The following is an 11,884-nucleotide window of genomic DNA, read 5'->3' as shown; positions in this document are numbered from 1 at the left end:
TATTCACGCCATGGCAACGATGACTTTGCGGTCACCGGTGTAAGGATTGCGGCCGTGTGCGACCAGTCGATTGTCGAGCATCAGGATGTCGCCGGGCTGCCAGGGGAAACTGAGGGCGGTCTGGCGATAGACCTCGCGCACGGTGTCGAGCACCTCATCGGGAATCGCCGAGCCGTCGCCGAAGTAAACATGGCGGGGCAGGTTTTCTTCGCCCACCGCGGCGAGCAGGCTGGCGCGCACGCCCGGCTCGATGGCCGAGACATGAAACAGGTGCGCCTGATTGAACCAGACCCACTCACCCGTATCGGGATGCTGCAGCACGGCCGCGCAACGCTGACGTGTACGCAGGTCGCCGTCGGCTTTCCATTCCCACTCGATGTCGTTGTCCCGGCAATAGCGTTCGACCTGGGCACGGTCTTGGGTGTTGAACACTTTCTGCCACGGCAGATCCAGCGCGCCGCTGTAGTTACGTACATAGAGCAACTCGCGACTGGCGAACAGTTCGCGGATCTCGGCGGGCATGCGCTGGTAGATCAGACGGCTGTCAGCGATCGGGGTTTCGCCACCGGTTTCGCTGGCCTTGATGCAGTGGAACCAGATTCGCGACGGCCACGGCCGGGTGTAGGCCTGCTCGTTGTGCAAGGGAATGAATTGATGGGCCGGGTACTCGGTAGAGCTATAGACACCGGCGAAGACCTTGCTGCGAGGCGTAGAACCAAATTCGTAACTTGCCAGCGGTGCGCCGAAACTGGCGGCGAAGCGCTTGAAGTCGATAGGTGTGGCGACAGTGAATCCTCGAAACAGCACGCCACCCGTGGTGGTCAGCGCGTGGGGCAACGTGTCGCGAACTGACGGGTCGAGATCATGAATCGACTGTCCCGGCGTCGCCTGCACCAACATGGGTAACGACTGCTCGTTGACATCCGCTGGAGCAATGGGGAAAGGCTCGGAACGCCTGCTCGGGTGTTCGATTGAGGTCATCCTTTGCACATCCTTTTTTATCTTTATTCGGCCAGTCGGGCGGCTTGGGCAGACCTTGGAAACAGGGCAGAGGCCGCCGTTGCAGAGTTCGACTGAAATGTATTCGCTCTAATACACGGCGGCATATTAGATGTTAATGAGATAGATTATCAATATTATTCCTTTAAGTTTTTTTTTGGATTAGACTCCGCCCCGCTGGCCCGAATGAGCATTTGACCGGCCGGAAAAAACAAAAAATATCTGTCGGATGGGAGCGGGGCGTGAATTTCAAAAAGAACACAATTGCGTTGGCTGTGGGTTCGGCGGTCTGCCTGGCTAACAGTGCATGGGCGGCCGAGCAGTCGAACACAATGGAGATCGCCCCGATCACGGTGACGGGTGAAAAAATCAACCGCTCCCTGGAGAAAACCCAGTCGAGTGTCGTTGTGGTGACCGGCAAGCAACTGCGCGAGAAAGAGGACCACGACCTGGTTGATGTGTTCGCCCGTACGCCGGGTGTCTACAACCAGTCCGGCAACGAGAACTGGGGTATTCGAGGCGTGCCGGTATCCGGTTTCGAAGACCAGGGCCCGGCCACGCTCAACGGTGCGGTTTCGGTGTTCGTCGATGGCGCCGTGCAGCCGAACCGCGCACTGACCCTCAGCCCGATGCCGCTGTGGGACGTCGAGCAGGTCGAAGTGTTCCTCGGTCCGCAGTCCACTACCCAGGGCCGCAACTCGCTGGCCGGTGCGGTCGTCATCCAGACCAAGAACCCGACTTTCGAACCGAGCCTTTCATTACAGGGCAACATGGGCAACTACGGTGAGAGCGGAGGGGCGCTTGCCGGGGGTGGCGCGATCGTCGATGACAAGATCGCCGGTCGTATTGCGGTGGATTACCAGGACGGCGACGGTTACATAGACAACATCGCACTCGATAATGACGCCAACCCGACCCGCACCTACAACGCCCGTGGCAAACTGCTGATCCTGCCGAACGACGATCTGGATGTGCTGCTGACTTACGCCCATGGTGAAAGCCGCAAGGGCGACAACTCGGTCATGCGCGAAAACGGCAAGGTCCGCTATTACGACGTGTCGTCCGACACCAAGGCTTACGACAAACTCGAACAAGACACCGTCAGCGCCAAGGTGGATTACCGCCTGGACGACAACTGGTCCATTACCAGCCTCACCGCCAATACCCGTTCGGACTATGACTCCCGTCTGGACTTCGACCAGACAGCCGATGCCAACGAGGTCGTTCTGCGCAAGCAGGATGGTGATCTGTTCAGTCAGGAGCTGCGCCTGAACTACACCGGTGACACGGTGAAGAGCTTCGCGGGTGTCTACTACGGCCACAACACCAACAACTTCCACGACCGGCTGTTGTTTGACAACGAACTGGTCGGCACCGTCAAGGGCGATACGACGATAGAAAACAAGGCGGTGTTCGGTGAAATCAACTGGACGTTCGCCCCGCGCTGGACACTGATCACCGGGCTGCGCTACGACCACGAGAAGAACGACACCGATATCGAACAGGACGACTTCTCCACCTCGGGCAAAACCAGCAAGTCGTTCGATGCCGTATTGCCGAAGCTGGGTATCGACTATGAACTGGCTGCTAATCAGTACGTAGGCTTTATGGTGCAGAAAGGCTATCGCGGCGGTGGCGTCAACGTGCGTACCGGTACCGGTCACGAAGCTTACGATCCGGAATACACCACCAACTACGAGCTGTCCTACCGCGGCTCGTTCTTCGACCAGACCCTGCGTACCCGCGCCAACCTGTACTACACCGACTGGAAAGACCAGCAGGTCAGTGTGCTGGATCCGAACACCGAGTTCGTTCACGTGTTCAACGCCGGGCGCAGTGACATCAAGGGCCTTGAAGTCTCCGTCGAGAAGGACTTCACCGAACAGCTGACCCTGACGGCCGGTGCCTCCGTTACCGATGGCAAGTACAAGGACTTCGTCACGGGCGATGGCAGGGACATGAGTGGCGAGAGCTTTCTCTATTCGCCCAAGTACAAGATGTCGCTGGGCGGTACCTATCGCTGGAATGACCGGTTGACCCTGAACACCGACGTCATTTACCAGAGCACCGCGCCGTCGGAGTACGAGTTCGATGACGCGGGTCAAGTCACTGATGAGCGCAAGAGCGACGCTTACTGGCTGGCCAACTTCAACGCCGAGTACAAGATCACCAAGAACATCGCCGTATCCGGTTACGTGAAAAATGCCTTCGACAAGGAATACATCACCAACAACCGCAGCGGCGACATCATCGATGTCGGTGCCCCGCGCACAGTGGGTCTGGTTCTGCGTTACGACATGTAACCCCCATGGTCGCGGGGAGGCAGGCTCCCCGCGTTCAAGGTTGTCGCTGCCTGAGACGTTCGTATTCAGGCAGCCCCGTTCCCTTCCAAACCCAGCCTCCCTGGAGGAAATCATGAGTGCTTTTTCGAATGTCACGTCGGGTGGCGCGCCACAGCTACGCCTGTTGCACACCGGTCTGTCGAGCCCTTACTGCCTTGATCCGACGCCGATGCTGGAACGTCAGCAACAGCAGGAATCCAACGCCCGCAGTTACCCTCGGCGCATTCCGCTTGTGCTCGAACGAGCCCATGGTATTTATGTGCAGGACAGTCGCGGACAAGTGTTCGTTGATTGCCTGGCCGGCGCCGGTACCTTGGCGCTGGGCCACAACCATCCAGTGATTATTGAAGCCATCACCCAGGTCATGGCCGCGGGTGTGCCAATGCATACCCTGGACCTAATGACCCCGGTCAAGGACGCCTTCGTACAAGAAATCTTTGGCTGTTTGCCTACAGAATTCGCGCGTAATGCACGCATACAGTTTTGCGGCCCAAGCGGGGCCGACGCAGTCGAAGCAGCGCTGAAGCTGACCCGCACCGCCACCGGACGCCATTCGGTACTGGCCTTTGAAGGGGCTTACCACGGCATGACGCTGGGGACACTTTCCATCAGCGGTAACCTGTCACCGAAAAATGCGCTCGGTGCCCTTATGCCAGGTGTTCAGCGCCTGCCGTTTCCCCATGATTACCGTTGCCCGTTCGGTGTGGCCGGCGATCAGGGTGTGACCTTGAACGTGCGTTACCTCGAACATTTGCTCAACGACCCGGAAAGCGGTGTGACCGCGCCGGCGGCAATGATCCTGGAACCGATTCAGGGTGAGGGCGGGGTGATTGCCGCGCCGGACCGCTGGCTTCAGGAGCTTCGTCGATTGACCAAGGCCCACGGAATTCCGCTGATCGTTGACGAGATCCAATGCGGCATCGCCCGCAGCGGCCGGATGTTCGGTTTCGAGCAGTCCGGCATCACGCCGGATGTCATCACCCTGTCCAAAGCCATCGGCGGCGGTCTGCCGCTGTCGGTGATGGTCTACAACGATTCGCTGGATGTCTGGCAACCGGGTGCCCACGCCGGCACGTTCCGTGGCAATCAACTGGCAATGGCCGCTGGCACCGCGACCTTGCGCTTCATCCGCGATCAAGGCTTGGTGGCACACGCCGAAACCGCTGGCGCGCATCTGCGTAAGCAGTTACAGATGCTGCAAAGCGAATTCGCCTGGATTGGCGATGTTCGCGGTCGTGGTTTGATGCTCGGCATGGAAATCGTCGACCCGCAAGGCGCCCTCGACGTACAGGGGCACCCGCCGGTAGACGCGGTCCGGGCCAAGGCCTTCCAGCAGGCTTGCCTGAAGCACGGTTTGATCGTCGAGCTCGGCGGCCGCCACGGTGCGACCGTACGCTTCTTGCCGCCGCTGATCATTACCGAACAGGAAATAGATTTCGTCGCACAAATCCTGTTTCAAGCAGCGAGCTCGATCAATGAGCGCTCCACGCGTTAACGATCTGCCGATGCACAGGGTTTGCCGACATGGAACGGCAAGCCCGTTTTTGTTTTGCACAGGGACTGATAATGCGTAAGGCTTTAGCGACGATAAAACCGACGTGGGTGCTGGCGACCGTATTGGCATTGAACGGCTGTGGCGCTCAGGATCAGTCCGCTGAACACAGTACGTCGCCACCGCAGGTCAAGACGCTCACCGTGCAACCCCGACCGTTTGCCATGACCTCAGACCTGCCTGGCCGAATCGAACCAGTGCGCATCGCCGAGGTGCGCGCACGGATTGCCGGTGTTGTGTTGACCCGTCATTTTGAAGAGGGCAGTGACGTCAAGGCTGGTCAACTGCTTTTCAGCATCGACCCTGCGCCGCTCAAGGCTGCATTAATGCGGGTCGAAGGCGCCTTGGCCAAAGCAGAAGCCGATGTCTATCGCGCCAACGCTCATGTGCAACGCTACAAACAACTGGTGGAAATCAACGCCGTCAGCCCGCAGGTATTCGACGACGCGGTCTCTGATCTCAAGAGCGCCAAGGCTAACCGCCTGGCCGCTCAAGCCGATGTGGCGACCGCCCGACTCAACCTCGGTTACTGTCAGGTGCGAGCGCCGATCAGTGGCCGTATCGGCCGCGCCCTGGTCAGCGAGGGCGCACTGGTAGGCCAGGACCAAGCCACGCAAATGGCGCGAATTCAGCAACTGGACCCGATTTACGCCGACTTTACCCAGTCCGTCGATCAGATCGTCGCCTTGCAGCAAGCCGTCGCCAGTGGCCGGTTGACCCTGACTGGAGCGGGCGCAGCGCGGGTGTCAATACAACTTGGCAGCCCGACACAAACCCGACAAGGCAAGCTGATGTTCTCCGATATTTCGGTCGATCGAAGCACCGGGCAAGTCACCTTGCGCGGCGAGTTTCCTAACCCGGACAGCGTACTGCTGCCTGGCATGTATGTGCGGGTCGTAGCGCCGGCGGGGATCGATCCGCAAGCGTTGTTCGTGCCGCAGCAAGCGGTGCAGCGTGGTGTCGATGGCCAGGCCAGGTTAATGCTGGTGGACGCCCAGGGGGTAGTGCACGAACGAGTGGTCAGCACCGGCGCGATGCTCGGTTCCGACTGGCAGATCACCCGGGGGCTAGTGGCCGGCGAGCACGTGGTGGTCGAGCGCGCCGACAAGCTCAGTGTCGGCACCAGGGTCAACATAATCACCTTTGCCGAACAGCAGGCCCATAACTGAGGGCGTGACGCTTTTACCCAAGGTGTCAGCCAGGATCTAACCGATGCCCGATTTTTTTATTGCTCGTCCGAATTTCGCCTGGGTTATCGCGCTGTTCATCGCGCTGGCAGGAGCGATGACCCTGGGCACCTTGCCGGTCAGCCAATACCCGGACGTGGCACCGCCGCAAATCAGTGTCAGTGCCAGCTACCCCGGTGCCTCGGCGCAGATCATCAATCAGAACATCACCAGTCTGATCGAGGAGGAACTCAACGGCCTCAAGGATTTGCTGTATTACGAATCCAACAGTGCCAACGGCAGTGCAGAAACCACCATCACCTTCAAGCCGGGCATCGATCCCGACATGGCGCAGATAGACGTCCAGAACCGCTTGCAACGGGTAATCGGGCGCTTGCCCCAAGCGGTGATCGAGCAAGGCCTGAAGGTGGAGCAGGTACGTGCCAACTTTCTGATGATCTATGCCTTGTCCTACACCGATGGGCAGCAGGATTCGATCGGGTTGGCAGACTACGCCGCGCGGGGCATCAATAACGAGATTCGCCGCGTGGCCGGGGTAGGGCGGGTGCAGATGTACACCGCTGAACGGGCCATGCGCATCTGGGTCGATCCTGCCCGGCTTGTGGGTTACAACCTGTCGATGGCCGATGTAAGTAAAGCGATCGCCGGGCAGAACGTGCAAGTACCCGCCGGCAGCATGGGCGAACGTCCGGGGCCTGCCGAGCAGCACATTACCGCCACCGTCATGGTGCAGGGGCAGCTTGAATCCGTGGAGGCGTTCGGCAACATTGTGCTGCGGGCCAATGACGACGGCTCCAGTGTCAGGATTCACGATGTGGCCCGAGTCGAACTGGGTCGTCAGGACTACCGCTTCGACGCTCGCCTGAACGGCAAACCCGCGGCGGCCATGTCGGTGCAGTTGGCACCCGGTGCCAACGCGCTGCAAACGGCGGCGGCGCTCAAGGCCCGGCTGGATCAACTGTCGAGCACGCTGCCAGCGAACATGATGCTGAGCGTGCCTTATGACACCTCATACTTCGTCGACGTGGCGATCAAGCAAGTCATCTACACCTTGATCGAAGCCATGGTGTTGGTGTTTCTGGTGATGCTGCTGTTTTTGCAGAACCTGCGTTACACGTTGATTCCGGCCATTGTGGTGCCGGTCTGCCTGCTGGGCACCCTCGCGGTGATGGCGCCGCTAGGGTTTTCGATCAACATGATGACCCTGTTCGGCATGGTGCTGGCCATTGGCATTCTGGTGGACGACGCCATTGTCGTGGTAGAGAACGTCGAGCGCTTGATCACGCACGAGCGCCTGTCGCCCAAAGAGGCGACCCGCAAAGCAATGCAGCAGATCAGCGGGGCGATTGTTGGCATCACCCTGGTGCTGGCGGCGGTATTCCTGCCGTTGGCGTTCATGGGCGGTTCGGTGGGGGTGATCTACCAGCAGTTTTCCATGGCGCTGTCGGTGTCGATTCTATTCTCCGGGTTCCTGGCGTTGACCCTGACGCCGGCCCTGTGTGTCACCTTGCTAAAACCCTTCGACCCGGCGAAAGAGCTACGACCCAACCGCTGGGCGAACGGCTTCAATCGACGCTTCGATGCCTTGGCCCGGCGCTACGAGCAGTTCAGTTCGAGCTGGGTCCGTCGCAGCACTCGCAGCATGGGCATTTACCTCATATTGTTGCTGGTACTCGCTTTTGCCTATCACCGATTGCCATCCTCATTCATGCCGTCCGAAGATCAGGGCTACATCATCACGGATATCCAGCTACCACCTGCGGCTTCGGCTTCGCGCACGGATGTGACGGTGCAATCGTGGGAGCACTATGCCCTGGCGCAACCCGCCACGGATCAGGTGCTGGCAATCATGGGGTTCAGTTTTTCCGGGGTTGGCGCTAACGCGGCGTTGTCGTTTACCAGCCTCAAGGACTGGTCGGTTCGCGGCGATGGCCAGGCCAGCGACGCGGTGGCCCGACGCGCGAATGAGGCTTTTGAGAACGCCGCTGACGGCACGCTGTTCAGCGTGGTGCCGCCGCCGGTGGACGGCCTCGGCACCTCGAACGGTTTCGAGCTACGGTTGCAGGATCTGGCAGGGCAGGGGCACGAAGCGCTGTTGAAGGCCCGAACCCAATTGCTGGAGGCGGCCAAGGCGTCGCCGGTGATCGATTACCTGATGGAGGATGGCCTGGCGGATGCGCCGCAGATCCATGTCAGCATCGACCGCGAAAAAGCCGAAGCCCTCGGTGTGAGTTTTGATGTGATCAGTTCAGCGTTGTCCTCGGCGCTGGGCTCGGAACAAATCAATGAGTTTGCCAATCAGGGGCGGATGCAGCGGGTGATCGTTCAGGCGGACAGCATCAGTCGCCAGACGCCTGAAGCGCTGTTGCGCCTGCAAGTGCCCAATCGACAGAACCGATTGGTGCCACTGGAAGCGTTCAGCCGTTTCGAGTGGCAGGTCGGGCCACTGCAGATCGCGCGCTACAACGGGTCGGCGTCGCTGCGTTTTTCCGGCGATGCCGCACCGGGTTACAGCACCGGTCAAGCCATGGAAGAACTGCAGAAAATCGCCCGTCAGCTGCCGGCCGGTTTTAGCCTTGAATGGGCCGGGCTGTCACTTCAGGAACAACAGGCCAGCGATCAGGTGCCGCTGCTGGTGGGGTTATCGTTGATCGTGGTGCTGCTGGTGCTGGTGGCGCTGTATGAAAGCTGGACGATTCCCTTTGCCGTGCTGTTGATCGTGCCTGTCGGCATGCTCGGTTCGGTAGCCGCGGTGACGATCATGGGCCTGCCCAATGATGTCTATTTCAAGGTGGGGCTGATCACGATCATTGGACTGGCGGCGAAGAATGCAATCCTCATCGTCGAATTTGCCAAGGCCCTTCACGTTCAGGGCGCGAGCCTCGCGCATGCGGCGGCTCAGGCCGCACGCCTGCGTTTTCGTCCGATCGTCATGACGTCCCTGGCCTTCATTCTCGGCGTGGTGCCTCTGGCTATTGCAACGGGTGCGGGAGCTGCCAGCCAGCGAGCGATCGGCACAGGCGTGATCGGCGGTATGCTGGCGGCGACAGTGCTTGGGGTCTTGTGGGTACCGGTGTTCTTTGTCTGGGTCTCTTCCGCGGCAAATCGGTTGCGTAGTCGCCGTGTCAGCCTCACCGAGCCCGGGGACCAGCACTCCGGTCGTTGAAGGCCTAAAGTGCCTCATCACTGGCCGTTTTTGGCTGTGGATTCGACCGGTCGATGCACAGATTGGCTAAACTTTCAGTTCTTTCGTGTTCCGCGTATAACCAACGAAAGCTACGGGTCAAGGTATGGGCTGGGGGATTTTCACCAAACCCCAGAAACGACAAAGCCCTGAATAATCAGGGCTTTGTCGGTACAAATATGGCGGAGGCGATGGGATTCGAACTCATGGACCTGTTACAGTCGACGGTTTTCAAGACCGTTGCCTTAAACCACTCGGCCACACCTCCGTTTGCGTTGCGGGCGCCATAATACCTGAATGAAACACACTGTCAAACTCTCTGTATGGCTTGTTACAGAGCGTCTGTTATGATCTTTGCGACTGAACGTTTCAAACCCAACAGGAGTGTCGCCATGCGCGAACAGGATTACGCAGTTAATAACAGCGTGCAGGCTGAGCAGCTAGAGGTTAGCCGCGTCCTGCGCAACACTTACGGCTTACTCGCCCTCACCCTCGCATTCAGCGGCGTGATGGCGTTTGTCGCGCAGCAGATGCGTGTTGGCTACCCGAATATCTTCGTGGTGCTGATCGGCTTCTACGGCCTTTTCTTTCTCACCAACAAACTCCGTGATTCGGCGTGGGGCCTGGTTTCTGCGTTCGCGCTGACCGGTTTCATGGGTTTCCTGCTCGGCCCGATTCTCAACCGTTACCTGGATATGCAGGGCGGCGCGGAAGTCGTCAGCTCGGCCTTCGCAATGACCGCGCTGGTGTTCGGCGGCCTGTCGGCGTATGTGCTGATCACCCGCAAGGACATGAGCTTCCTCGGTGGTTTCATCACGGCCGGTTTCTTTGTGCTATTGGGTGCGACACTGGCGAGCCTGTTCTTCCAGGTCAGCGGTCTGCAACTGGCGATCAGCGCAGGTTTCGTACTGTTCTCGTCGGTGTGCATTCTATTCCAGACCAGCGCCATCATTCACGGCGGCGAGCGCAACTACATCATGGCGACCATCAGCCTGTATGTATCGATCTACAACCTGTTCGTCAGCTTGCTACAACTGTTGGGCATCATGAGCCGCGATGATTAATCGTCAGCCTTGAGTAAAAAACCCGCTTCGGCGGGTTTTTTATCGCCTGTGATTTGGCTCAGCTCGTTGGTTTCAACCAAAACAGCATTCAAACCATTGGCGGCAGCCGACGCTTGACCGGGGTCTTCTTGACGATGGCGGTGCTGGTTTCGGCGTGGCTGTTGAGGCGGTCGAGGAGGGTGTCCAGTTGTTCCATCGAGCGCACATGCAGGCGGGCGATGAAGCAGTCATCTCCCGTGACTTTGTCGCACTCGGTAAATTCGGGGATGGCCTGAATCTGTCGCTCCACTTCCTGCAACTGGCCCGGCAACGGGCGGATGCGGACGATGGCCTGGAGTTGGTAGCCAAAGCATTTGGGGTCGATCTCGACGGTATATCCCTTGAGCACGCCACGTTCTTCGAGGCGACGCAGGCGCTCGGCGACACTGGGCGAGGACAGGCCGCTGATCTGTGCCAGGGCCTTGAGCGAGCGGCGTGAGTCTTCCATCAATGCGCTGATCAGCACTTGGTCGATGTCGTCGGTCATGGCGAACCCCTATAAGGTAATCGGCGGAACAAGCCTTGATAAAAAAGGCAGAAGCCGAGTTTAGCCTGCTTTTTGCGCTGGAGTAGCCCCTCGGTGGATTGGCATACTTTGGGCTCAAACACAGGAGGTTGATGATGGACAAAACACTACGTCGCGGCTCATTCGAAATGACCGCCGCCATGCTCATTTCCGGGACCATTGGCTGGTTCGTGCTGGTCTCTGGGCAACCAGTGCTGGACGTGGTGTTCTGGCGCTGCGTGTTCGGTGCCGCCACCTTATTGCTGATCTGCGCGGCGTTCGGCTTTCTGCGCCCTGGCATTTTGACCTCCACCACTTTCTTGCTGGCTGTACTGAGTGGTGTGGCGATTGTCGGCAACTGGGTGCTGTTATTCGCGTCCTACTCCCGCGCCTCGATTGCCATTGGCACGGCGGTTTATAACGTCCAGCCATTCATGCTGGTGGGGCTGGCGGCGCTGTTTCTGGGGGAAAAAATCACCCTGCAGAAACTGTTCTGGCTGGGCATTTCGTTTCTCGGGATGCTGGCGATTGTCAGCGCACATGGTGAGCAAGGCGAGGGTGGCAACGATTACCTGATGGGGATTGGTCTGGCGCTGGGGGCTGCCTTTCTGTACGCGATTGCCGCGTTGATCATCAAGCGCCTGACCGGTACGCCACCGCATCTGATCGCGTTGATCCAGGTCTGCACCGGCGTGCTGTTGCTCGCGCCCTTTGCGCATTTCTCGGCGATGCCGCAAACGCCCGATGCCTGGGCCAGTCTGGTAACCCTGGGCATCGTGCATACCGGTCTGATGTATGTGTTGCTCTACGGCGCGATTCAAAAGCTGCCGACAGCGCTGACCGGTGCGCTGTCGTTCATCTACCCGATTGCGGCGATTTTCGTTGACTGGTTCGCCTTCGGCCATCGCCTGGAGCCGCTGCAGTGGATCGGTGTTGCCGCGATTCTGTTGGCCGCCGCCGGGATGCAACAAGGCTGGAGCCTGAAGCTTCGCCGGGTGGCGGCGCAATAACA

General features: G+C 59.3%; 8 protein-coding genes and 1 tRNA gene. 6 read left to right on the top strand and 3 right to left on the bottom strand.

Translation table 11 applies throughout. The features are described from left to right. Nucleotides 1-3: 3 nt before the first annotated feature. A complete protein-coding gene (locus NHU87_RS10400; RefSeq protein ID WP_253548040.1) occupies nt 4-981 on the bottom strand; it encodes a TauD/TfdA family dioxygenase in 978 nt (325 codons plus the stop codon). A gap of 260 nt (nt 982-1,241) precedes the next feature. Here NHU87_RS10400 and NHU87_RS10395 point away from each other — a divergent pair, with 260 nt between their 5' ends. From NHU87_RS10395 to NHU87_RS10380, 4 genes are all read left to right on the top strand, one after another. After that, nucleotides 1,242-3,302: a TonB-dependent receptor gene (locus tag NHU87_RS10395; RefSeq protein WP_253548038.1), complete on the top strand. Its 2,061-nt coding sequence runs from the start codon at nt 1,242-1,244 to the stop codon at nt 3,300-3,302. Between the two features lie 112 nt (nt 3,303-3,414). After that, nucleotides 3,415-4,836 (top strand): diaminobutyrate--2-oxoglutarate transaminase, encoded by a 1,422-nt coding sequence (locus tag NHU87_RS10390; RefSeq protein WP_253548036.1) that lies wholly within the window; start codon nt 3,415-3,417, stop codon nt 4,834-4,836. 71 nt (nt 4,837-4,907) lie between these two features. Continuing rightward, complete coding sequence (locus NHU87_RS10385; RefSeq protein WP_253548034.1) at nt 4,908-6,062, top strand: efflux RND transporter periplasmic adaptor subunit; 1,155 nt, start codon at nt 4,908-4,910, stop codon at nt 6,060-6,062. Nucleotides 6,063-6,105: 43 nt separating this feature from the next. After that, nucleotides 6,106-9,246, top strand: a complete 3,141-nt coding sequence (locus NHU87_RS10380; RefSeq protein WP_253548032.1) for a multidrug efflux RND transporter permease subunit — start codon at nt 6,106-6,108, stop codon at nt 9,244-9,246. A gap of 198 nt (nt 9,247-9,444) precedes the next feature. Here NHU87_RS10380 and NHU87_RS10375 read toward each other — a convergent pair. Continuing rightward, a tRNA-Ser gene (locus NHU87_RS10375) sits at nt 9,445-9,532 on the bottom strand. A gap of 124 nt (nt 9,533-9,656) precedes the next feature. Between NHU87_RS10375 and NHU87_RS10370 the strand changes: the two genes are divergently transcribed. Continuing rightward, nucleotides 9,657-10,328: a Bax inhibitor-1/YccA family protein gene (locus tag NHU87_RS10370; RefSeq protein WP_253548030.1), complete on the top strand. Its 672-nt coding sequence runs from the start codon at nt 9,657-9,659 to the stop codon at nt 10,326-10,328. An 88-nt stretch (nt 10,329-10,416) separates the two neighbouring features. Here the strand turns inward: NHU87_RS10370 and NHU87_RS10365 are convergent, their stop codons facing one another. Beyond that, nucleotides 10,417-10,854 carry an Lrp/AsnC family transcriptional regulator gene (locus tag NHU87_RS10365; RefSeq protein WP_253548028.1) on the bottom strand — a complete coding sequence of 146 codons (438 nt, stop codon included), beginning with the start codon at nt 10,852-10,854 and terminating at the stop codon, nt 10,417-10,419. 134 nt (nt 10,855-10,988) lie between these two features. On the opposite strand from NHU87_RS10365, the gene NHU87_RS10360 reads away from it, so the two are divergent. After that, nucleotides 10,989-11,882, top strand: a complete 894-nt coding sequence (locus NHU87_RS10360) for a DMT family transporter (protein WP_253548026.1) — start codon at nt 10,989-10,991, stop codon at nt 11,880-11,882. Nucleotides 11,883-11,884 lie beyond the last annotated feature (2 nt).

This window comes from Pseudomonas mandelii (assembly GCF_024138395.1).
Classification (GTDB): domain Bacteria; phylum Pseudomonadota; class Gammaproteobacteria; order Pseudomonadales; family Pseudomonadaceae; genus Aquipseudomonas; species Aquipseudomonas mandelii_E.
This window is presented reverse-complemented; position numbering and strand designations above follow the sequence as displayed.

What these genes read in the sequence shown, in the direction of transcription:
- NHU87_RS10400 (WP_253548040.1), bottom strand. Translation starts at nt 981, where the DNA reads ATGACCTCAATCGAACACCCGAGCAGGCGTTCCGAGCCTTTCCCCATT.
- NHU87_RS10390 (WP_253548036.1), top strand. Translation starts at nt 3,415, where the DNA reads ATGAGTGCTTTTTCGAATGTCACGTCGGGTGGCGCGCCACAGCTACGC.
- NHU87_RS10385 (WP_253548034.1), top strand. Translation starts at nt 4,908, where the DNA reads ATGCGTAAGGCTTTAGCGACGATAAAACCGACGTGGGTGCTGGCGACC.
- NHU87_RS10380 (WP_253548032.1), top strand. Translation starts at nt 6,106, where the DNA reads ATGCCCGATTTTTTTATTGCTCGTCCGAATTTCGCCTGGGTTATCGCG.
- NHU87_RS10370 (WP_253548030.1), top strand. Translation starts at nt 9,657, where the DNA reads ATGCGCGAACAGGATTACGCAGTTAATAACAGCGTGCAGGCTGAGCAG.
- NHU87_RS10365 (WP_253548028.1), bottom strand. Translation starts at nt 10,854, where the DNA reads ATGACCGACGACATCGACCAAGTGCTGATCAGCGCATTGATGGAAGAC.
- NHU87_RS10360 (WP_253548026.1), top strand. Translation starts at nt 10,989, where the DNA reads ATGGACAAAACACTACGTCGCGGCTCATTCGAAATGACCGCCGCCATG.